This window comes from Noviherbaspirillum sp., assembly GCF_036563305.1.
Classification (GTDB): Bacteria; Pseudomonadota; Gammaproteobacteria; order Burkholderiales; family Burkholderiaceae_D; genus Noviherbaspirillum.
In genome coordinates, this window is record NZ_DATCMQ010000003.1 from 109,401 (window position 1) to 132,954 (window position 23,554).

General features: G+C 64.8%; 13 protein-coding genes and 1 pseudogene. 2 read left to right on the plus strand and 12 right to left on the minus strand.

Annotation, left to right across the window (positions count from 1 at the left end; all coding sequences use genetic code 11):
• Positions 1-142: 142 nt before the first annotated feature.
• Genes VIM12_RS00875 through VIM12_RS00890 form a run of 4 tightly spaced genes read right to left on the minus strand, consistent with a single transcriptional unit; the run spans position 143 to position 5,817 of the window.
• Positions 143-1,246, minus strand: a complete 1,104-nt coding sequence (locus VIM12_RS00875) for a hybrid sensor histidine kinase/response regulator (RefSeq protein ID WP_331939715.1) — start codon at positions 1,244-1,246, stop codon at positions 143-145.
• A 6-nt stretch (positions 1,247-1,252) separates the two neighbouring features.
• A complete protein-coding gene (locus VIM12_RS00880) occupies positions 1,253-1,855 on the minus strand; it encodes a chemotaxis protein CheB (RefSeq protein WP_331939716.1) in 603 nt (200 codons plus the stop codon).
• 2 nt (positions 1,856-1,857) lie between these two features.
• On the minus strand, positions 1,858-2,673 hold the full coding sequence (locus tag VIM12_RS00885) for a protein-glutamate O-methyltransferase CheR (protein ID WP_331939717.1): 816 nt from the start codon (positions 2,671-2,673) through the stop codon (positions 1,858-1,860).
• Positions 2,674-2,706: 33 nt separating this feature from the next.
• Positions 2,707-5,817 (minus strand): response regulator, encoded by a 3,111-nt coding sequence (locus VIM12_RS00890; RefSeq protein WP_331939718.1) that lies wholly within the window; start codon positions 5,815-5,817, stop codon positions 2,707-2,709.
• 320 nt (positions 5,818-6,137) lie between these two features.
• Here VIM12_RS00890 and VIM12_RS00895 point away from each other — a divergent pair, with 320 nt between their 5' ends.
• Positions 6,138-7,307: a helix-turn-helix transcriptional regulator gene (locus VIM12_RS00895; protein WP_331939719.1), complete on the plus strand. Its 1,170-nt coding sequence runs from the start codon at positions 6,138-6,140 to the stop codon at positions 7,305-7,307.
• A 204-nt stretch (positions 7,308-7,511) separates the two neighbouring features.
• On the opposite strand, the gene VIM12_RS00900 is transcribed toward VIM12_RS00895, so the two are convergent.
• Positions 7,512-12,320: a hypothetical protein gene (locus tag VIM12_RS00900; RefSeq protein WP_331939720.1), complete on the minus strand. Its 4,809-nt coding sequence runs from the start codon at positions 12,318-12,320 to the stop codon at positions 7,512-7,514.
• An 829-nt stretch (positions 12,321-13,149) separates the two neighbouring features.
• On the opposite strand from VIM12_RS00900, the gene VIM12_RS00905 reads away from it, so the two are divergent.
• A complete protein-coding gene (locus VIM12_RS00905) occupies positions 13,150-14,190 on the plus strand; it encodes a protein kinase domain-containing protein (protein ID WP_331939721.1) in 1,041 nt (346 codons plus the stop codon).
• A 73-nt stretch (positions 14,191-14,263) separates the two neighbouring features.
• Here the strand turns inward: VIM12_RS00905 and VIM12_RS00910 are convergent, their stop codons facing one another.
• The 7 genes and pseudogenes from VIM12_RS00910 to eno form a co-directional block, all read right to left on the minus strand.
• Complete coding sequence (locus tag VIM12_RS00910; protein WP_331939722.1) at positions 14,264-15,250, minus strand: porin; 987 nt, start codon at positions 15,248-15,250, stop codon at positions 14,264-14,266.
• A gap of 405 nt (positions 15,251-15,655) precedes the next feature.
• The gene (gene pyk, locus VIM12_RS00915) at positions 15,656-17,272 is read right to left on the minus strand and encodes a pyruvate kinase (RefSeq protein WP_331939723.1); all 1,617 of its coding nucleotides are present in this window, start codon (positions 17,270-17,272) and stop codon (positions 15,656-15,658) included.
• A 162-nt stretch (positions 17,273-17,434) separates the two neighbouring features.
• Entirely contained in the window at positions 17,435-18,853 is a 1,419-nt protein-coding gene (gene pyk, locus VIM12_RS00920; RefSeq protein ID WP_331939724.1) for a pyruvate kinase, read from the minus strand.
• A gap of 9 nt (positions 18,854-18,862) precedes the next feature.
• Positions 18,863-19,960, minus strand: a complete 1,098-nt coding sequence (locus VIM12_RS00925) for an ABC transporter ATP-binding protein (RefSeq protein WP_331939725.1) — start codon at positions 19,958-19,960, stop codon at positions 18,863-18,865.
• Between the two features lie 4 nt (positions 19,961-19,964).
• Positions 19,965-21,755, minus strand: coding sequence for an iron ABC transporter permease (locus tag VIM12_RS00930; protein WP_331939726.1), 1,791 nt, complete (start codon positions 21,753-21,755; stop codon positions 19,965-19,967).
• A gap of 95 nt (positions 21,756-21,850) precedes the next feature.
• Positions 21,851-23,194 carry an ABC transporter substrate-binding protein gene (locus tag VIM12_RS00935; protein ID WP_331939727.1) on the minus strand — a complete coding sequence of 448 codons (1,344 nt, stop codon included), beginning with the start codon at positions 23,192-23,194 and terminating at the stop codon, positions 21,851-21,853.
• A gap of 169 nt (positions 23,195-23,363) precedes the next feature.
• Positions 23,364-23,554 (minus strand): annotated as a pseudogene (gene eno / locus VIM12_RS00940) (phosphopyruvate hydratase); the annotation flags it as partial.

Consider the following 23,554-nt stretch of genomic DNA (forward strand, 5'->3'; position numbering starts at 1 on the left):
CCATTTTCCGAGGCAGTGATTGTGGCATGGGCGCAGTGGCAGCCGGTCGCGCTGGCGCAAGACTTGTGGAGGGAAGACCGGCATGTCTGCGCGCGTGGGCGCGTGGCTGCAACGCATCCGCCGCGCCGGGCGGCCAGGACGGTCAGGCCGCGAGGCCGCGTCTCGGGATCGCGATGTCGAAGCAGGTGTTGCCGTCGGTCTCGGCCGACTGCACGACGACCGTACCGCCATGCGCCTCGACGAACTGCTTGACGATGTAGAGTCCGAGTCCCAGGCCGGCCCCGGGATTGCGTCTCGGACTTTCCGAGTAGAACGGGCGGAACAGGTTGGGCAGCAAGGCCGCCGGGATGCAGCCCCGATTGCTGATCCGGATGCGGACTGCCGTTGCCTGCCGGCCGTCGAGCAGCAGGATCACAGGGCTGTCGCCGTCGCCGTGATGCAGCGCATTGGCAAGCAGGTTGGAAATCACCTGGGACATCCTGTCCACATCGAATTCGCCCTCGAGATCGCCGTGGCAGTCGATCCGCACCCGGGAAGCGGACCCGACGTGCTCGATCTCCCGGACGATGCGCTCGACGACGCCCCGATAGCTCGCCCGGGTCCTGTTCAGGCTGATGCCACCCGCGCGCATCTGGGCCACATCCAGCAGCTGGCGCACCATCTTCTCCATGCGCTCGCCACTGGCATGGATGCGCCTGGCGGCGTCCACGGCGCGCTCGTCGCCGCCGGTATGCATCAGCAGCTCGGCCCCGTGCAGCACGGCCGACAGCGGGGTCCGCAAATCATGGCCGAGTACCGCAATGAACATTTCGTTCATCTTGAGGGCGTGCCGCAGTTCCTCGACCTGCTGGCGGATCTGCTCCTTCTGCGCCTGCAGCTGCACGAATACCTCGACCTTCCCGCGCAGCACGACCGGATCGACCGGCTTGTTGAGGAAATCGACCGCTCCCGCCTGGTAGCCGCGGAAGGTGCGCGCCCCCTCGGCCACGGCGGCCGTCATGAAGATCAGCGGAATGCCGGCGGTACGCTTGTTGCCGCGAATGAGCTCGGCCAGCGCGAAACCGTCCATGCCGGGCATCTGCACGTCGATCAGCGCCAGTGCGACTTCATGGGCCAGCAGCAGCTCCAGGGCCTCGACACCGGAGCCGGCCTTCAGCACGGTGAGGCCTGGCCTGGCCAGCATGGCCTCGGCCGCCACCAGGTTCTGCGGAAAGTCGTCGACAACGAGTACGTTGATGCTGGTCATGTCAATTTATGTTTGTTCGAATTTTGCCAGGAGCACCGCCATCTGGGCCAGCGTGAGCACGGCGTCCGCGCCGGCGACCGCCAGCGCCGCCGCCGGCATCGTCGGCGACGTCGCCTCGCCCGGATCCTGCACCCAGGCGCTGCCGCCGCATTCTCTCACCTGCCGCAGTCCCTGTGCACCGTCGCTGTTGGCACCGGTAAGGATGATGCCGAGCAGACGCTCGCGGTAGGCCAGCGCGGCCGACTCGAACAGCAGGTCGATCGACGGCCGCGAAAAATGCACCGGCGCTTCCCGCGACAGCGACAGCACGCCGTCCGGTTCGACCAGCAGGTGGTAGTCGGGCGGGGCGAAATACACCGTCCCCGCCTGTACCGGCTCCTTGTCCTCCGCCTCCTTCACCGGCCGCGCGCAGCGGCGGTCCAGCATCGCGGGAAGAATGGTCTCCCGGTCCCCCGGCAGGTGCAGCACCGTCAGTACTGCCGGCGCAAATGCCGCCGGCAGCGCACCGAGCAGCGTGCCGAGTGCCTCGACCCCGCCGGCCGACGCGCCGAGCACGATGGCCTGGAACGCCCGATCTTCCTGCCCCGGCTTCAGGCTCCGGTGTTGCATGTTCATGTCCGCTGGTAGATGCGCTCGCCCGGAACGACCTCGAGGAAGGCGCGCGCGTAGGGCGAGAAGCGCAGGGTTTCCTTGGGGCCGATGCCCAGGTAGCCACGATGCACCAGCGACTCGTAGAACAGTTTGACCGCGCGGTCCTGCAGGGCGCGGTCGAAATAGATCAGGACGTTCCGGCACGAGATCAGGTGGACCTCGGAAAACACGCTGTCGGTGGCAAGGCTGTGGTCGGCGAAGACGACCTGCGATTTCAGTGATTGCCGGAAGATCGCACTGCCATACGCCGCGCTGTAGTAGTCCGACAGGGATTTCGTCCCGCCTGCCTGCAGGTAGTTGGCGCTGTAGCCGGCGATGCGGTCCAGTTCGTAGATGCCCGCCTCGGCCGCGCGCAGCGCCGCGGGATTGATGTCGGTGGCGTAGATGATCGTGCGCTCCAGCAGCCCTTCCTCCTCCAGCAGGATCGCCAGCGACCAGACCTCCTCGCCGTTGCTGCAGCCGGCCACCCATATCTTCGGCGACGGATAGGTGCGCAGGAGCGGCAGCACATGCTCGCGCAGCGCCTTGAAATAGCTCGGATCGCGGAACATCTCGCTGACCTGGACCGTGAGGTATCGCAGCATCTCGGCGAACACCTGCGGCTCGTGCAGCACCCTGTCCTGCAGCTGGGACAGCGTGCGGCAATGGAAATGCTCCATCGCCTGCGCCAGCCGGCGGCGCAGCGACGCGACCGCATAGTGGCGGAAGTCGTGCTGGTACTTGAGGTAGATGCCCTCCAGCAGCAGCTTCAGCTCGATGTCGAAATCGGGATCCATGTCCTCGCCCTTTTCTTCGCCCTGCTTTTCGCCTTACTTCGGCATCCACACGCGACACAGCGAGACCAGCTGGTCGACGGCGATCGGCTTGGCAATGTAGTCGCTGGCGCCGGCCTCCAGGCAGTTGCGTCGGTCGTCGGCCATGGCCTTGGCCGTCAGCGCGATCACCGGCAGGCGCTTGAAGCGCGGCTCGGCGCGCAGCGTGCGTATGGCGGTCAGGCCATCCATCTCCGGCATCATCAGGTCCATCAGCACCAGGTCGATATCCTCGCGTTCCTCAAGGCGGGCCAGCGCTTCGCGGCCGTTGCGGGCGACCACCAGTTCGGCGCCGAGCGGCTCGAACACGCTGGCCAGCGCGAACACGTTGCGCACGTCGTCCTCCGCCAGCAGGATCTTGCGTCCCTCGAACACCGCGTCGCGCTGGCGCGCCTGCATCAGCATCCGGCGCTGGTCGGGCGGCAGCTCCGACTCCACCCGGTGCAAGAACAGCGACACCTCGTCCAGCAGCCGCTCCGGCGAACGCGCGCCCTTGATGATGATGGACCGCGAGAAGCGCCGCAGCCGCTGTTCCTCGTCCCGGCTCAATTCGCGCCCGGTATAGACGATCACCGGCGGGAACGCGTACTTGCCGTTCTGCGAAATCTGCTCCAGCAGGTCGTAGCCCGAGCCGTCGGGCAGCATCAGGTCCATCACCATGCAGTCGAAGGTGCTGGCCGAGAGCTTCTCCAGCGCTTCCGCCATGCTGCCGGCATTGCTGATCTCGATGTCCTCCGCGGCAAGCATCTTGGCAATGCTTTCGCGCAGAGCCGCATTGTCCTCGATGATCAGCACGCGTCGCGCCCGGCTCTGCGAGACGGTCTCCAGGCGCTTGATCGCCAGCACGAGCTGCTCGCGCGCCACCGGCTTCAGGGCGTAACCGACGGCGCCCAGCTCGAACGCGCTCTGCATGTAGTCGTCGACCGAGATCACGTGCACCGGCAGGTGGCGCGTGGCCGGATTGCGCTTGATGCGTTCCAGCACGCTCAGTCCGGACTGGTCGGGCAGGCTGATGTCGAGCAGGATGCCGTGCGGCTTGTGCTCCTCGGCCAGCCTGACCGCCTCCTCGCCGGTAGGCGCGTGGAGACAGTCGAAGTTCATCTCGTGCGCGAGCTGGTACAGGATGCGGGCAAAATGCGGGTCGTCCTCGATCACCAGGATCATGCGGTCGCGTTGCCGCTGGGCGCGATCGTCGGGAATCGCGGCGACGTGGACGGGCTGGGGCATGGTGGCGCGGCCGACGGGGGCAGGGACCGCCTCGGGAGCTGGCGGCGCGGCCGGCGGCGTCGGCGCCGCGGTTTCCGGCGCCTTTGTTCCGGGCTCGGCCGGGGCCGGCGGCAGCTCGATGTAGAAGTGGCTGCCGGCGCCGGCGCGGCTCTGCACGTGCAGCTCTCCCCCCAGCAGCCGCGCCAGCTCGCGCGAGATGGACAAGCCCAGTCCCGTGCCGCCATAGGCCCTGCTGGTGCTGCCGTCGGCCTGCCGGAACGCTTCGAAGATCACCTGTTGCTGCTCCTCCGGAATGCCGATGCCGGTGTCATGCACCGAGAAGCGCAACCGGCCGTCGCTGCCGGGGCCGCACTCGACGTCGATCCTGCCCTCGTGCGTGAACTTGCAGGCGTTCGACAGGAGATTGCGCAGCACCTGCTGCAGGCGCTGGCTGTCGGTGACCAGTGCATCGGGTGTTCCTGGCCGGCGCTGGAACGACAGCGCCAGCCCCTTTTGCTGTGCTACCGGGTCAAAGGTGCGCCGCAGCGTGTCGAACAGCGCCTCGATGGCGACCGGCTCGCTGTGCACTTCCATCTGCCCCGCCTCGATCTTGGACAAGTCGAGGATATCGTTGATGAGCGCCAGCAGGTCGCTGTTGGACGCATGGATGGTGCGGGCATAGCCGACCTGTTCCTCGGTCAGGGTGCCGCTCTTGTTTTCGGCCAGCAGGTGGGACAGGATCAGCGAGCTGTTGAGCGGCGTGCGCAATTCATGCGACATGTTGGCGAGGAATTCCGACTTGTAGCGGCTGCCGCGCTCGAGCTCCTCCGCCGTGCTCTGCAGTCGCAGCTGGGCCTCGTTCAGCGCGCGCTTCTGCTGCTCCAGCAGCTGGTTGCGCTCCTCGAGCTGCACGTTGGCCTGTTCCAGCTCGCTGTGCTGCAATTCCATCTGGGCCTGCGACTGCTGCAGCGCGTTCGCCTGTTCGCCGAGTTCCTCGTTGGCGACGCGCAGCTCTTCCTGCTGTGCCTGCAGCTCTTCGCTCTGGCGCTGGGTCTCTGCCAGCAGGTCCTTGAGCTCCTGCCGGTACACCGCGGAGCGCATTGCGCTGCCTATCTTGTCGGCGACCAGCCCCATCAGCTCGCGTTCCGCGTCCAGATCCACATCCAGTCCGCGGGACTGCAGGAAACCGAACTCGATCACCCCCGTCGTCTGCCCGCCGGCAAAGACAGGCACGATGAGCGCCTTCGCCGGCTGCGCCTGGCCGATACCCGAGACCACCCGCAGGTATTCCGCCGGCAGGTCCGACACCACCATTGCCTGGCCGTCTCTTGCCACTTCTCCAGCCAGGCCGGCGCCGAGCGGAATGCGCTCGCGCGTATTGTCCGGATCGAGCGCAAACGAGGCAGTCCGGACCAGCTCCATTCCCTCGCGCCGGTAAAGTACCGCGACCTGGGCGCCGAAATAGCGGGCCAGCGCATGCAGGATGCGCTCCGCGACTTCCTGAACCGTCGGCTCGCCCAGCATGTTGCGGGATACCTCGGCCCGCCCCCGCTCTATCCACATCAGGTGCTCGGCCTGAACACGTTCCACGATCACGCGGCGCGCCAGCCAGGCGACCGCGATCACGACGAACACCGCCAGCATGCGGTTGACCAGCGCCATCGTTTCGTTCGCCCCCTTGGGCGACAGCAGGTAGCCCATCACCAGCAGCGGCATCATCACCAGCGTGACGACGACCGGCAGCTGCGGACGCCGGTCCAGCACGCACAGCGCAACCGGCAGGATGTAGAACACCCATTCGGCGAAGCCGAGCGGCGTCAGGCTGTCGATCAGGAAAACGAGCAGCATGACGCCGAAGATGTAGGAATAGGCGTAGCGGTGGGTGTGGTCGCGGACGGGCATTGGTGTCTCGGGCATCTGCCGCCGGCTGCGGCATCGTCTCCGTCAGGCGGGGGCATTTCTTGTTCGGGAATCGTGCAAGTTTAGCAGCAGAGCAAGGGTCGCAGGAACTTCCGCCGGAATGCGCCGGGGCGAAGGCAGCCGATAAACGAAAGTTTAGGGCCTAATCCTCCGGCTGCCCGGCGCCCGGCAACTGACCGTTTGCCCAATTCACGCGGGACCGCCGGACTGCCATACTCGCCCTACCAAAATTCACAGGCACACACAGGTGCGACGGGCCTTTCCGCCCCGGAAGCGAAGTCGCCGGCACCCCTTCTACCTGCATGGACCTCTCCGACCGATCCTTCGAGCACCTCATCGGCCTGATCTACGAGACGCTCGAGTCGCCCGAGCGCTGGCATGCGCTGTACGAAGCGCTCGCGGCCGCCACGGATACGAAGTCGATTCACGTGCTCGGGCTCGACAAGCGCCACGGCACGCTTTCGTACAGCGACGGCGCCAACCTGCCGGTGCAGGGCGAGCTCGCCTACATGCAGCACTACCGCTTCAGCGACCCGCGCCTGGCGATGATTCTTGAGCGTCCGCTGTTCGGCTGGGTGCATTGTCACGAGCTGCTGGACGACGACTATGTCGCCAACAGCCCGATCTACCAGGAATTCCTGTTGCCCTACGATCGCCGCTACCTGACGGGATGCAAGGTGGTCGACAACGCTGAAGCCACGGTGGTGCTTGCGGCCATGCGCGGCGTCGCGCAGGGCCCGATGCCGCCGGAGGCGGTCGCCTTCCTGGAGCGGCTGCTGCCGCATTTCGCCAGAGCTTGCCGCATCGGTGTCAAGAATTTCATCTACTCGACGCAGGCGCTGGTCGGCCACACGCTGGTCAGCAAGCTGCGGCAGCCGGTGATCCTGATATCCGGCGAAGGCGAGGTCGTCCATGTGAACGAGTCGGCGCAGCGCCTGCTGCAATCGACCAGGCTGGCGCGCGTGGAAGCGGGCATGCTGCGCCTGCCGCGACGGCAGCAGGACGAACTGCTGCGCAAGTGCGCCGAGCTGGAGAAGGCGCTGAAGACCGGCAACGGGCGGCAGGAGGGCACGAACGGCTTTCATTCGCTCCCGGTGATGGACGAGCCCCCGCAGCATGGCGCGGACGGCGGGAAGCTGTACGCCTTCTTCACGATGCTGGCGCCGGCCGACGTCATGGGGAGCTTCGGCCTGCGCCCGATCGTCATGCTGTTCTTCTACCATCCGGAATCGGCACCGGCGATCGACGCCAGCCTGCTCTACGCGGCATTCGGGCTGACCCCGGCGGAATGCCGGGTGGCGACGCTGCTGGCAGAAGGCCTGTCGCTCAAGCAGATTGCCGATGCGCTCGGCACGAGGCACGATACCGTGCGCAAGCAGCTCCGGGCCGTCTACCAGAAGACCGCGACCAACAGGCAGCCGGAGCTGATCCGGCTGCTGCTGCATCTGCCGCACAATGCGGTGGAGGGTTGAGGCACCGAAACGGGTCCTGTCCGCGGCGGCAACTTCAGGACACCTTGCGTCATGTGATCGCGGCCGTCAGCAGAGGGCGCCCACGGCGTGTTTGAGAACCGTCGCGAGCAGGCCGGATTTGCGCCGAGGAGCGCATGCATACGCGTGGTACGCCGAGCACCGCAGGCGCGAAGACGGGTCGCGCAGCAGCTTGCCAAACACCGCCTAGGCAGGGTAGCTCATCAGACTGTGTGTCGACGACACGGAATATCCCCCTCCTACCGAAATCGGGGCAGTTCCCGTCACCGACTTGAGCTCGGACCTTTCTGATGCGACGAACTTGTGATTCTTGTGCGTCATGCCGTGCATTTCGCATGCTCTTACGATCTCGCCGTACAGTGACTCCGCAGCGGCCGGGGTCAGGTCGCGGCCGTGCTGGTCCCGCCCGTCGCTGGCGATCCGCTGCTGCAGGTCGCGGTTCGCGTGCAATGCGGTGAGCAGCGCGGCAGGCATATCCCTCACTCGCATGCTCGCCGCTGCGACAACCCGCCTGTTATTCGCGGAGAACGTCTGCAATGCATCCTGGTGCCCGCGAAGCCAGGCCTTCGCCACGTGATACTGCTCCACGAGGCCGACGGCGGCTGGTTGATCCTTGGTCGACTTGAAGAGTTCATCACGACCGCAGACGATCCAGTCCCAAAGGTCCGATTCGATGACCTGCACGGCTGTCTCGACGCTCTGGGTCTCCCTGTCCCACCGGGAGGCCTTCGGATCGATCCCGTCGACGTTAATGACGTACCGGTCATTCTCCCCGATCCCGGTGTCCCGGAAGTTGTACGTGCGGCTACCGACGGAAGCAATGTTGATCGCGGTATTGACGTCCCCGGTTTCTCCGCTCCGGGAGAAGCTGGGGGGGGCTGCACGGACGGCCTTCACCCCGACGTCAGTCTCGTGGTGCCGGCGCAATCGGGTAGAGCCGGTCTCCTCTGTCTGGTCAAATTGCTTCTTGATATGCACGTTCGCGGCGCTCAGCTGAAAGAGGGAGGCCTTCGGAACGCCCTCCCCGAGTCCGAGCTTGACGCCGGGCTGGACAAGTGCTTGCGCCGTCTTCACGACTGAATTCTCCTTGAGGGCTGCTACCGCGACCGAGACATCGCCGTGGTCAGCGAGGATCGCCGCCAGCACGCCCGGCAGTTTGCAGCCCTCGACGGCACCTTCGCGGCGGTCGCCGTCGCGCGGCTTCACCACACCGTCTTCGTAGTACACCTGCAGGAGTGTTCGGAGGAACGCCATCGCTTTCGCGCGGATCACCTCGTCCGGCTTGTCCCGTGGCAGCCGGAAGTAGACGCCTTCCGTGAGCGAACCTTCTTTCGTACGTGTCCAATCCCCGCCGACCCCTGCGTTAAAGACCTCGACCGTATCGACAAACCCGGCCTGGCCGCCGACAGCCCCTGACTTTCGATGCGCACTGCCAACCAGGATCTCGATGCCGCCTGCAGTGGAGTAGTTGACCTCGATGACGGCTTCCTGTGTCCGTGCACCGGCGACGTTTGGCCGCGGGACGAAGAAAATGTCAGTAAGCCAGCCGCCCAATGGAAAACCGATCCATCGGGATGAGGCCGCCATTTTTCGTATCTCGCTCAGCCGCCACCTGCTGCGCAGGTCGATATTCTCAAGGATGTTGCCGAGGTATTGGTAAACATAGCTGCTGTCGTATACCTTCTTGACTGCCTCAGTTGCAACGAGGATTTCGAACCTTTTCAAGGCCTCCACAAGCTCCCTTCTGGCGGCATTTTCTTCGCCGTCGGGAAGCTTCTCCGGAACGTGGTGAAGCAGCTCGCGCGTGATGCGAAGCAGCATGCCCGCGTCGCCAAAGGCCGTGTCCTTGGGTCCGAGCAGGTTGACCACCTCTTTCCAGATCGTGTTGTATTCCACATGCTGCACAGCCAGCTTGGAGCGGTGTTCAGCAACCGCTTTCGCGACGGCCGGGTAGTCACTTTTGCCGAGGATGATATGCACAGGGCGTGGCATGCCCGCTCCCGCCTCCTTAGTCTTTCCTTGCGTCTTCACACTCGCCCACCTGTCGGCCGTGACGCGAACCGCGGCGATCCGAGCGGCGGTGGCAATATCAAGACTTTCCTCCGTGATGGTTCGCGCGCATTTGTCCAGCAGCCGCATGACTTCGAGCGTCTGGGCGTCGACGCGGCCCATGGCCCGCTCCGGAACGACCTGGTGCGTCCCGGGAAGGTCATGCGCCGCCTCCAGTACCTGGGCATTGAACGGCGACTTGTTGCCGGTAGCGGTTGTATTTCGGGCGATGCGTGTGAGAAGGCCCTTCTCCTCCTCCATCGCGGCCCTGTCTATCCACGTGGAGAGCTTGTCGACATAGGTGGCGACCTGCAGCAACTTCGGGTCGTCGGGACCGACGAACCCGTTGTGTACCGCATGGTAGTACGCCCTGGCGGCGCGATCGAGATGCCTGTCATGTCCCGCATTCCAGACCGCATCCGCCGCGCGCGCGGCCGCGTCCAGCATCTCGTGGTCCGCTTTGGGGACGTTGTGGTGCATGAAGTCGCGCGCTTTCGCATAGATCCAGCGCGCCTTTCTTCGGTCCGCAACAATTTCCTTCATCACGGCACGGTAGGCCTTTCGCTGCTCGTCTGACAGTTCCTCCTCATGTCCGTCAGCCTTGATCCTCTCCGCTCCTTCGCGAGCCAGTCGGCGCTGCCGGCCATCGCTTCCCGGCATGCCGTCCGTACCCGCCGTGTCAACGCGGTCGATCACGCGGGCCGCCTCGCGCTTGCGGAGCGTCAGGCGCGCGAATACCGTGCGGTAAGCCTGATCTTCTTCCAAACCCGGGACGAGCGCATTCTCTCCGTTTGCAACGCTCAGTGCGCGCCGGTACAGTTGACGCTCGGCATCTTTCGTGACGTGTTCGGCCATGAAGCGAGACACGCGTGCGACCTCCTCCCTTGTGGCTCCATCCTGAAGCAGATTCTGCAACGCGCTTTCGTATTCCGCCCGCTCCGCCTCCTGCAAGTCCTGTGCACTGCCAGTTTTCAGCACCTGGCGCGCGAGGAGCGCCGCCTTCTCCCGGGATTCCTCCGGCACGAACGTTGCTCCCGCATCCGCTTCCAGCCGATCCCGCAGAAGGCCTGCCAGCACCATGGTTTCTTCCTCGTCGTACGACTTTGGACTGAGCCGTGCGAGCAGTTTCAGCCCCCCCGGCGCCGCGGCAATCGCCGAGTGCCAGGCGCAATACTCGTCGCTGGCCGTCAACGGTCGGTTTTCAAGGAACATTCCCAGGATCTTTTCCGCGCTCTCCAGGCGCCGCGTCTCGGCGTCGGCAGCCGGTTCGGATTCTCCTCCAGGGGGTACGATGGCGTCGAGCGCAAGGAGCACGGTATTCAGGACAACCGGCGCGGGTACCCGCGCTGAGTCAAGATTGATCGGCTCCTCTTTTGCCAGCTCGTCTGCCAAAGCCTGTAGCCGCCTCCGCAACGCAGGGGCGGCCGCGGAGGCCGCATTGAATCCGGGAAGAAGCGCGATCAGCTTCCCCATTGCATTCATTTCCTTTTCGCGCAGGCTCGCAAGTTGCCGCTCTTTTTCTGCGTTCTGATAGCCGGCGAATTTGTGCGCCATCAGGGAAAGGTCCTTGACTTGCCTGCGCCACCGGTCCACGTTGTGAATGTGTTCCGGTTTGCTGATGGCAAGCAGGCGTGCAACTTCATCTGCAAGCTCTTTCGCTTTGTTGAACTCGCGGCGCGCTGTTTCCACCGCCGCTTCTTCCTCGCTGCACTTCGCCTTCAGGCGCGCGCAGTCGGCCTCGAAGGCGGCATCGATGGCGCGCGCCTCCGATTCACCGGCAGCAGTAAAACGTGCTTCGAGGATCGCCATTCTTTCGGCGGTCTCCTTGACCAACGCATCGAACTTTCTCACGCGCTCCCTCAGCACCTCCCCCCGTGCCAGGACTTCCTGTGACCGCTCCGTATCCGGACGCGTGTCGATCCCGGCCAGATCGGCCTTCGCCTGCGCAAGCTGCACGCCGTAAAGACGAAGCACCGTCAACTCGTCCATCTCGCACTCGCGCATGCTCTTCTGATGATGCCGGCTTGCCTCCAACTCCTCAAGCGGCTTCCTTTTTTTCTCGAGCGCGGCTTCGGCTGCGGCCAGCTTCTCCTTGCATTGCCGCAGCTCGCTATTGATCTGTTCGATGGCTGCATTCCTGTTGCCGCCGGTGCCGGCGATTCTTTCCCCAAGCTTTTCGGCCAAGGCTGCCGGTGCGCCTGCGCATTCACCGCCTGCGGCCATGAGTCGTTCGTGCAGTGCTTGCGCATACTCGTCAATACGCAGCAGCATGGCATGCCTTTCCCAATGCTCCAGCGCCTCGAGGTTGACGAGCGCGCAGTCCTCAACGACTGCGATGCCCTCTTTCGTCGCTGCGCTTGCCGCATCGTTGTGATGGGTAGACAGGTGCAGTTTGCCTGCCACGCTGCGCACCACGCGCTCCATTCCCTGCCGTGACGCGAAGCGTCCAGACCCGGAGACGCTGTTGTTCCGCGCCTTCACCATTGCGCCAAGCTCGGGACGTGTCAAGGACGGGTTGCCGCTCGGGGGCCGCGCAATGACGTCGCCGGCGGCCCGCTTGACACCACCGGCGACATCCTTAAACACCTGTCGGGCGGAGCGGGAAACATGCGCAGGCGGCCTGACAGGCGAGACAGGGCCGGATTCCAATTCTGGTTCGGCGACAACCTCGCTGTCGTAGCCAGACCCGGTCACGTTCTGACTGTTCTTTCTGAATCGGTGAAGAAGGGACCTCTTGCTCGATGCCGACCCGGTACTCGCTTGCGGGCTCGACGCCTTTCGCACGTTAGCCACGACTTCGGCGGCACTGCGGCTACTCGTGCCTGTGCCACCGGCCGGGGCGGAAACCGTGAGCCGGACGTGCCCGTATTGATCGCTTCCGTACTTGTCAATGGCCGCGGTGAGCATCCTTATCTCGCTGTCGAGCTCCGTCGGGCGCCGTGCCATTGCAAAGTTCCATTCCTTTTGCGTAGGCGGTTGCTCCCGTTCGACAAGCTTTCCTCTCACCCCTGTTAGCACGCCGGCAACGTCTTTCGGCTGTGAATATGCAGCGCTGCTCGTCGCGGTAGATCTATCGACCAAAGGGTAGCTTGACGTCCTGTCGTGCGGATACTTGTCTAGTCCCATTTTTTGCTCCAACGACTGAAGCGGCGTCTTGATCGATCCTGGTATCGGCACGTATTTCTCCTTTGAACGTCATACTGGTCATGCCAGTAGGTGACCGCGGCGCGGGGGACGGTTCCACCGCTGCGCAGCGCAACCTTCGTGCTGCCCAGACGTGCACGCCGCGAAAAGGCGATGGAACTTCCATCCCCATTGCTTCACCCATCTCTTCATCAAGCAGCGATTTCTTCCCTTCAGCACGCGACCATATCAAAGACTATCCATGGAATTTCCCAACGTTCCCCCAATGCAGCCGATCGACGCAAGCAGCTACCCTGCTCCATCGGAAGAGCGCGCCACTTCCAGCCGGTTCGGGCAGACGCTTCACCCCGAGGTGCACGATGGCCGTAGAAGATCGGACGCGTCGTCGGCGTCAAACAAGGGCTTCCGATCCCGGCTGCTGCAGATGTTCAGGCCAGGGGACAAGAACGACGGCGCGTCAGTGCACTCGACGTCCTCGTCCAGTGCGGCGATCGAACCGACTCTCATCGGGACCACGCGATCTTCCATCGAAACACGGAATATGCGGCCCGTGCGGCCCGCCCTCTCGCGTTCCGGGACAGTCGACAGGCCTGGCATCGACTGGAAGGCACCGTACCCGGAACTCCGCAAGATGCTGCTTGCGCAGCCTGCGGAGTCGATCGTATGGGATGGCAGTGGGGAGAACGCCAGGATTGAGCTTGCCGACGCACCGGGAGGAACAGTGCGCGCGGCTGTCCTTACCCCCTCGCAGATTTTCGGCCTTGCGCCCGATGCCGAGGTGCTCAGCATTGGTGGCGCGACTTCGATTGCATTGCCCGCGCGCTTGCTGTCGAGCGCGATCGGCGACGTCAAGGACACCGAGGCGGCGCTCTTGATCGGCGACGGGCGGCATGCCCGGTCCCGGATACTCGGAGAAAGGGCACAGCGGATCAACGCAAGGTTGGCTGAATCAGGGTCGAAGCAGGCATCGGAAATCAATGCATACGCGATGATCGATGATGTCACCTATTACTTCACATCCCTCGGCCATTTCGGCGACCTGGGCACGGCGCTCAAGCCGTTTCTCCAGGTGCCCGAGCGATTCCGCCGGGCGGTCGCACGCCAGGCGGTCGAGGGGCTGAACGAGATTGAGAAATGCGGCGTGTATCCGATCGATATCAAGCCTGCCAACATCGTGGTCAACCGCGAGGGCAAGTTACGCTTCATCGACCTTGGCGCGGCGTTCATACGCAGCGGGAATGGCGAATTGGAAAGGCCGACCATTCCCGACGTGCCTGCCGACAGTAGTAACGGCGAGATGTACACCGAAGGCTATCGCGACCATCGGTTCGAGACGGGTCCGAGGGTAAAGGCACAAGAGATCCTTACGGAGGCGGACGCTTCGGATGCGGACAAGTTTGCCCTCGGCATGACCTTGTTCGAGCTGTCGCGCGGGAGCCTGCCCGACGCGATCGAATCCGAGCGGCTTCCAAAGGCGGACCAAGGCACATTCGACGGCAGCTTTCTCGTACAGATCGCGTTGATGCTGATGCGCGAGGGAGGACGTCCAAGTTATGACGAGATTCTTGCAATGCCCTACTTCAAGGCCGACACGCCTTCCAACGCCGAACTGGCCGACTTCATCAAGAAGCATGGCCACGACCAGCGGAACGCGCGTGCGAGCGTCGCCTAGGCGAGGCCGGCATCGGGGAGGATGACGACGCCGGCCGCGCGGCCCCGATACGCCGCGCGACCGGCATACCCGGTCAGAACCGGTGCCTGATACCCACGTTCATCAACTTGTCGCTCCTGCCCGCCGCCGCCACGTTGTACGCCGCACCCGCGTCGTTCGAGGTATGCGAGTACGACGCGTACAGGTTGGTGCGCTTCGACAGCGGATGAATGTAGCCGATCGCAAACTGGTCGGCGTCGGCGCTGCCCACTGCCTTGTCCGACTTGCGGATGTAATCGACCAGCAGCTTGCCCGCACCGAGGGGGACCGTTGCGCCGATCAGCGCATCGCGCGTGTCGAGCGCGCCCAGGCCCTTGTTCACGGCGTACATCGCATGCAGCTTCGCCATGCCGAGGTCGTAGCTGCCGGCCACCAGGGTGGTCTTGGCGTCGTCGGTGCCGGCCGCATTCTTCTGGTTGTGATAAGCGAATGCCACGCCGAAAGGACCCGCCGCGTAGCCGGCACTCAGGCCGAGCTGGCGTGCCGCACTGGTCTCGCCCGGCACTTCTCCGAAGCCGTAAGCCACTTCGCCGCTGAAACCGCCCATGGAAGGCAGCGCGTAGTTGATGGAATTGTCCATCCGGCTGCCATAGGTGCTGAACAGGCGGGCCGCATCGCCGGCGAGGCCGGTGCCGAACGGGTCGTATTCATCGATGACCTTGTACAGCGGATTGAACTGACGGCCCAGGTTCACGGCGCCGAAGCCGCCCGCGAGGCCGACGGTTGCGCGTCGTCCAAACAGGCGGCCGCCATTGCCCAGGTTGCCGTTGTCGGCCGAGAACCCGTTCTCGAGGACGAAGTTGGCGCTCAGGCCGCCTCCGAGATCCTCTGTGCCGCGAAAGCCGATGCGGCTGCCAGACTGGATGCCGCTGTCGAGGCGCCACACGCTGCCGGCGGCATTGCCGTTATCCTCGCGCGCGATGCCGATATCCACAATGCCGTAGATCGTCACGTTGGACTGGGCGTGGGCGCCCGCGCAGAGTGACGACAACAGTGCAGCCCCTAGAATCGTTCTTATCATGACTTCTCCTCAGTTTTTCAATGTCGGTTGACGCTGCGCGACAACCCCTGCTGCCTGGGCGGGCTACTGCGGAAGGTCCGCTTCGCCTTCGTCTCGGCACGCTGAATATAGGATTGATGAAGAGAGCCGGCCAATCGTATTTCGTGATTCGCAGAATCACGTAACGTTATCGTCCGCCATGCCGAACATCGCCGGGAGGTGAAGGCGGCTTTGGCACGACGGTCATGAAAAAAAATGCCCGCACGGGGACCGTGCGGGCAGAAAGGGGGACACCCCCTGGAGACAAGCTTTACAGCACGCGTGTTGCGCACATGCCGCATGCGCGTTTCATTCCACGTGAGGCCGGCCGGCACAGGCCGGCATCCATCAGTCAGGCATTCGACCGCCAGGCGGGCCGGCTTTCCCTCATTCGGTCGACGCGGTGAAGTATTCGTCCCGCATCTTCACGTGCCGGACGCACGCTTCCGTGCATCCGGGCGCGCCGGCAATCGTCGCGGCCGTTGCGCCGGACGCCGATGCCGTTGTTTGCCTGCACCCGCCCGCGATCGCGCTTGCGGACGCAGCCTGTTTTCCGGGCTGCGCTTCAGCCTGCGAAGGAAAGACGATACGCATCAGGTTGGTCGACCCCGATACCCCGAACGGCGTTCCCGCAACCACGATCAACGGCATGCCGGGCGCGACAAAGCCATGCATGGCCGCGGCGCGCTGCGCGGTAGCGACCATCTCCTCCGTGTTGGACACGTCGGCGCCGCAGGCCGAATGCACGCCCCATACCAGTGCCAGCCTCCGCGATACCGCCACGTTCGGCGTGAGGCTGAGGATGGGCGTGCGCGGGCGTTCATGCGCGACCCGCAGGGTGGTGGAACCGGACGAGGTATACGTCACCGTGGCCGACACCGGCAAGGTCTCGGCCACGGTGCGGATGGCGGCGCAGATCGCATCGGTGGCGCTCGCGCCGGAGCGGTGCGCGACCGCGTTCATCATCGACCGCTGCAACGGGTCGGCCTCGATCGACTTGATGATCCGGTCCATCATCCTGACCGCTTCCCGCGGATAGGCACCGGAGGCCGACTCGGCCGAGAGCATGACCGCGTCGGCGCCGTCGTAGACCGCGGTGGCGACATCGCTCGCCTCGGCCCGCGTCGGGGTCGGCGCCGACACCATCGACTCGAGCATCTGGGTGGCGACGATCACCGGCTTGCCGGCTTCTCGGCACAGGCGCACGATGCGCTTCTGCAGCACCGGAACCTGCTCCGGCGGCAGTTCGACACCGAGATCGCCGCGCGCCACCATCACGCCGTCGGCCTGCCGGACGATCGCTTCGAGCGAGTCGAGTGCCGCCGGCTTTTCCAGCTTGGCAACGACGGCAGCGCGGCCCTGGACGATCGACTTGAGTTCGGCGATATCCTCCTCGCGCTGCACGAACGAAAGGGCGATCCAGTCGACGCCCAGTTCCAGGCCGAACTGCAGGTCGCGCCGGTCCTTGTCGGTCAGGGCAGACAGCGGAAGGATCGCACCGGGAACGTTGACGCCCTTGCGGTCGGAGACGACGCCGCCGTCCTGCACGACCGTCTCGGCATAGTCCCTGCCGTGCGACTCGACCAGCAGCCTGACCTTGCCGTCGTCGATCAGCAGTTCCTGCCCCACCCCGATGGCGTCGAAGATCTCAGGATGCGGGAGCGGCGCGCGATGCGCATCGCCGGGGCGGGGATCGAGGTCCAGCCTGAAGCGCTGCCCCTGCGCCAGGAGTTCCTTGCCGTTGGCGAAGACCCCCAGGCGGAGCTTGGGGCCCTGCAGGTCGAGCAGGATGGCGATCGGCCTGCCGAGCGCATGCTCCACCTCCCGGATGGCGTCGTAGCGCCGCCGGTGGTCGTCGTGGGAGCCATGACTGAAGTTGAGACGGAAAACGTCGGCACCGGCTTCGAACAGGCTGCGGATGACGTCGGGGTCGGAACTGGCGGGACCCAGCGTGGCGACGATCTTGGTATTGCGGGCGCGGCGCGCGATGGCGGTTGCGTTCATTTCCACGTTCCTCACAGGCTGCGTTGTCGGGTTGTTCGCGTTTTTGCGGTGTGAGTGACTATAGTTGCGCCGCGTCGCCATTGCTAATTGCAAATCATGATCCCCGATATCAACCTTCCTTATGCCGCTGCGGACGCAGGCATTGCGCCGGCATTGGCAGGATCATGCGTGGCACACCTGGAACAGGCTTGCCTGCGCCGGTCCCTGTGTGGGAATGGCGGCGACCGCGACATAGGGACGGCCCTCCACCAGGCACCCGAAGCGTCTTCCTGCTTCCTTCAGGCCGGCGACGATATCCTCCGATGCCGTCGCCGGCTGCATGTGCAATGCATGCACGCCCCACGCGAGCGTGAGCATGCGGGCCGTTGTCGCCGAGGGCGAGACCGCAAGGATGGGCACGCGCGGACGCATGCGCGCGACAGCGAGGCAGGTCGTCCCGGACAGGGTGAACACGCCGGCGAAGGACAATGGCAACAGTTCTGCGGTGGAGCGGACCGCCGCGCTGAGCGCTTCCGTCGGACCGGTGTCGCGCGGAGCAATGCCCTGGCCGGCAAGACGTATGGCATAGCTGTTGTCGGCCTCCACCCTGCGGATGATCCGGTCGGCGGTGCTGACGGTCTCGCTGGCGTACATGCCGATCGCGGTTTCGCCGGAGAGCAGCAGCGCATCGACGCCGTCGTAGACGGCGGCGGCAATATCGTTGGCCTCGGCCCGCGTCGGAACGGCGCTGGTCGCCATGGATTCCAGGACCTGTGCGGCAACCACGACCGGTCGTCCGCGCGCGCGGCACTCCTGCACGATCCTGCGTTGCATGAACGGCACTTCCTCCAGGGGCAGCTCAACGCCCAGCCCGTCGCGGCACACCATGACCGCATCGGCGGCATCGGCAATGGCCGGAAGGTTCGCCAGCGCGGCCGCCTTGCCGATCTTCGCCATCACCTTCGGTCCGTCGCCCGGCAGGGCGGCGCGCAGGGCGGCGATGTCGCGCTCGCACTGGACGAACGACAGCGCCAGCCAGTCGACGCCGATGTCGCGGCCGAACGCGATGTCATCGAGATCCTTCGGTGTCAGCGCGGGGATCGGCAGCCGCAGGTGCGGGGCAGTGAGGAGCGCACCGCCCCGCACCTGCCCCCCCGCTTCCACCACGGTGGCGATCTCGGTTTCCGCCACCGACACGACCCGCAGGCGCACCCGTCCATCATCCAGGTACAGCAGCGCGCCCGGCGCAACGACCTGGTAGACGTCGGGATAGGGGAGCGTCGCGCGCTCATGGTCGCCGAGGCCCGGCGCAGCATCCAGCTGGAACCGCTGTCCGGGCACCAGTTCGATGCGGCCCTGCCGGAAGTTGCCGATCCGCGGCTGCGGGCCCTGCAGGTCCATCAGGACGCCTATCGACCGTCCTGATTCGGTTTCCAGTTCGCGGATGATGCGGTAACACTCCAGGTGCCCCGCGCGCGTCCCGTAGCGCATGTCGAGTCGGAACATGTCGGCCCCGGCATCGAACAGGCGCTGGATGTCCCTTCGGCTGTTCGATGCGAGCCCGAGACTCGCAATGATCTTCGTGGCGCGCGCGGTGCACATGGCGGCGGGTCAGATCGGAAGGTATCTGACCTGCGTTGCGTCGATGCCCAGGCCGACGGCCGATCGCTCCGAGAACGGCGACATGCCGGAATAGTGCGCCTGGTCGGCCGTGATGGTCGCCTTGCCGACCCGCACCCGGTACCGGGTGAACTCGCCGAGGAACTCGCAGTGCTCCACCGCGCCGTCCATCCACACGTAGCCCGGGTCGCGCACGGCGTCACCGATCACCATCCGCACGGTATGGGGGCGGAAGCTGATCGCGGTCGGCCCCTCGCGCACGTCGGGATGCCTGGGCAGGCGGATCTCGCCGACATCATTGCCGCGGAAGCGCACGACGTCGCCGCCGACATGGTCGACATGGCCGGGAAGCAGGTTCGTGGTCCCCACGAAGTTGGCCACGAAGGGATTGCTGGGATAGTCGAAGAGCGCTGCCGGCGTCCCCAGTTGCTGCACCACGCCCTTGTCCATCACCGCCATGCGGTCGGCCGTGGTCATCGCTTCTTCCTGGTCGTGGGTCACGAAGATGGTGGTGATCCCGAGGGTGCGCTGCAAGCTGCGCAGTTCCTCGCGCATCTGAACGCGCAGCTTCTTGTCCAGGTTGGACAGCGGCTCGTCCAGCAACAGCACCTGCGGCTCGATCACGATGGTCCTGGCAAGCGCGACGCGCTGCTGCTGTCCGCCGGACAGCTGGTTGGGCCGCCGGTTCGCATATTGCGTGAGCCCGACCAGGTCGAGCGCCGCGCCCACCTTCTGCTTGATGGTCGCCCTGTCCATGCGCCGCTCCACCAGCCCGAAGGCGACGTTGTCCCAGATCGTCATGTGCGGCCACAGGGCGTAGCTCTGGAACACCATGCCGATGTTGCGGCCGTAGGGCGGCACCCCGGTGATGTCCTTGCCGTCCACCAGCAGCTGTCCGCGCTGGTGCTGGTTGAAGCCGGCGATCAGGCGCAGCAGCGTCGACTTGCCCGAACCTGACGGCCCCAGCAGCGCGAAGAATTCGCCGGGCTCGACCCGGAGGTTGATGTCGCGCAGGACTTCGGTCTTGCCGCCATCGTACGAGAGTCCGATGTTCCTGCACTCGACTGCGATCTTCTTGAGTTGTTTCATGGTGTCACCTTGTTCCGCTGTTTATGGCCACGCCGCCGAAAGCCTGCGGCTGTCCCTCTTCTCCCTCCGCGCGCGTCGCCCCTCCGGGCGCCGGCGGCGGTTCCTCCGCATCGTCGACCCGGCGGCTGCGCATCAGCGCGCCGGTTCTTTCGACGATGACATGCGATGCATAGGTGCCGATCGCGACGATGATCACCGCGAGCACGCCGAGCGCCGCACCCGGCCCGCGGCCTGCCACGCTCTGCATGTAGAGGTAGATGCCGTAGCTCATCGGCGCCTGCGACTCCGAGGTCGTCAGCAGGATCGTCGCGGACAGCTCGACGGCCGCCGTGATGAAGCTGGTGACGAAGCCGGCCAGGATGCCGCCGGCCATCAGCGGGACGACGATCCTGCGGATCGTGCGCGCCTTGGTGGCGCCGAGGCTCTCGGCCGCTTCCTCCAGGCTGATGTTCACCTGCTGCAGCGCCGCGATGCAGGACCGCAACGCGTACGGCAGCCGGCGGACCGCATACGCGATCATGATCAGCACCCAGGTCTGGGTGAACAGGGTGTCGGTGAACGGAATCTCCACGTCCTTGTACAGGCGCAGGTAGCCGATGGCGAGCACCACGCCGGGGATCGCCATCGCGGCGCTGGCGGCATAGTCCAGCCACTGCCGGCCGGCCAGCTTGGTGCGCAGGATGAGGTAGGCGATTGCCGTGCCGAGGATGACGTCCAGCAGCGCCGCCAGGCCGCAATACAGCAGCGTGTTGCTCACCATGCCGCCGGCGTCCGCGATCACCGCGGAGTAGTGGCTGAGCGTGTAGGCGTCGGGCAGCACCGAGAAACTCCAGACGCTGGCAAGCGACAGCAGCAGGATGCCCAGGTGCGGCGACAGGACGACCAGCAGCACCACGGCGATCCAGCCGTAGGCCAGGAAGGACTGGCCCCTTGTCAGGTTGCGCCGTTGCAGCGAGTTGCCGCCCTTCTGGGTAGTCGAGTAGTCCTTGCCTTTCAGGACCCGCGCGGACAGCCAGAGCGCCAGGATCGAGAATGCGATCATGATGAACGAGATCACATAGCCGAGCGGATCGTCGAGGCCGATCGAGGTGATCCGCAGGTAGGCCTGCGGCGCCAGCATGTTGGTGGTGCCGAGGACGAGCGGCGTTCCGAGGTCGTCGAACACCTTGACGAACACCAGCGCCGCGCCGGCCACGAAGCCCGGCATCGCGAGCGGGAAGATCACCCGGCGGAACAGGCGGAAGCCGCTGGAGCCGAGGTTCATCGCGCTTTCCTCCATCGCGCCGTCAATGTTGCGCAGGGCGACCGTGAGGTTCATCAGGATGAACGGAAAGTAGTGGATGCTCTCGACGAACACGACCGCGGTCAGCCCTTCCATGATGGGGAGCTTGAAGTCGAACCAGTCGCTGAGCAGCAGGTTGAGGCTGCCGTTGTTGCCGAAGATGAGCTGCAGCGCGACCGCACCGACGAAGGGTGGCATGATCAGCGGCAGCACGCCGAGCGTCTGGATCAGGATCGCGCCGCGGAAATTGAACCGCACCGTGAAGTACGCGAGCGGAATCGCGATGATGGAGGCGAACAGCACCGACAGCAGCGACACCACCAGGCTGTTGACGAAGGACTCGCGCAGCAGCGACTGCTGGAAGAACGCGACAAAATGACGCAGGGTGAAATGGCCATCGGTGCCGAATGCTGACAACACCACGCTTCCGACCGGTAGGATCAGGAACATGAGCAGCGCTGTTGCGATGATTAGCGCAATCAGCGTTGGCGCAATGGGAAATCGAAGTTTCATGTGTATTCCTTCGCGCTGCATCGGCAGCGTGAATAACTATGCTGTGGGAAGATTGGCCGGACGGGCTCGTGGCCCGTCCGGCGGTACGGCGGGCGTTACTTGATGGAGGACGCCGCCTGCTGCGCGAGCTCGACGGCCTTTGCGTAGTTCGCCCGCGCCTTGGAGTTCCACTGCTCCTCGAGCGAGCTCAGCTGCTTGTCCGCGAATTCGCCCATGCCCTTCTTCGAGACGGACTTGGAGAACAGGTCCAGGAAGGCCGGCTTCTTCAGCATCGCGCTGTCGACCACGGGCGTGTAGGCCAGCGCCCGCGCCTGCTTGATCAGCTCGGCCGCCTCCGGGGATGATTTGCCGGCAAGCTTCTTCTCTGCTTCGTGGATCGCCTTGGTGGCGGCCTGCAGCTCCTTGTGGCGGAAAGTGATGGTCTGGTCGAACATCGAGGTCACCACGTGGTAACGGGTCTGGGCGAGATGCGAGTCGAACTGCACCTTGGCCCTCTTGGCGATATCGAAGATGTTCGGATAGCCGGCCGGGACCTTGCCCTGCAGCTTGTCATAGGTGACGATCGGCATGCGGGAGATCTTCGGATTCAGCAGCAGTTCCTGGCCTTCGTTCGACAGCGAGAAGGCGATGAACTTCTTCGCATCGGCGCTGTTCTTCGCCCCGGATACGAGGCCGATGTTGGCGGGCACGACCGCGGTGACCGTGGGATAGGCAAACTCGACCGGGAAGCCGCTGTACTTGCCGGCGAGGCCGAAGAAGTCGATCACCAGTCCGACGCCGAACTGGCCGCTGTTGACGCCATCCGGCACGCCGAAGGAGCGCTCGGTGATCTGCGCGCAATTGCCGCTGATCTCAATCAGCTGCGCCCAGCCCTTTTCCCATCCTTCGCCCTGCAGGATCGCCTCGACCGTGAGGTGGGTGGTGCCCGAGCGGGACGGCGCGCTGACGGCGACATGGCCGAAGTACTCGGCGCGCGTCAGGTCGCTCCACTCCTTCGGGGCATTGATCTTGTTGGCTTTCAGGTAGCGGGTGTTCCACATGATCCCGTAGCCCGACAGCGCCTGGCCGAAGTACAGGCCGTCGGGATCGTTCAGCGGATAGCTGCCGATCTTGTCGGGCGCCGCCGGGTTCATCACGTCGGATGCCTTGTCGAGCAGCTTCTCGCGCGCCAGGACCTCGAAGGCGTCCGGCGCCGATGCCCAGAACACGTCCGGACGCTGGCCGGGCGAGTTCTCCTTGATGAACGCCAGTGATGCGGTCGTGTTCTTGTTGAGGACCTCGACCTTGATGTCCGGGTATTTGGCCTCGAAGGCCTTCTTGTAGGCGTCCGTGATCTCCTTCGGGAAGGAGGTGATGATGGTGATCGGGGCCGCATGGGCGCCGGCAAATGCAGCGGACAGCAGCGACGCGACAAGCAAGCGCTTGAGTTGGACTTTCATGTTTTCTCCTCGAACTCGTAGTTATGTTCACAACTTCCGGCGATCCGGAGGCCGCTGTTTAAAATATAGCGAGGCCCGGATCAATACTCCAATCACAAATCGTGATGCACCCTTAACGATTCGCTTATGGTGCGGCGCGCCATGGCCGGAGCACGCCGGGTCGCGCCTTCTAGCGGCGCAGGTTGTAGAAGGCGTCGGTTCCCGGATAGCCGGTCAGGGCGCCCAGGTCTTCCTCGATGCGCAGCAGCTGGTTGTACTTGGCCATGCGGTCGGAACGCGACATCGAGCCGGTCTTGATCTGCAGCGCATTGGTGCCGACAGCGATATCGGCGATCGTGGAATCCTCGGTCTCCCCGGAGC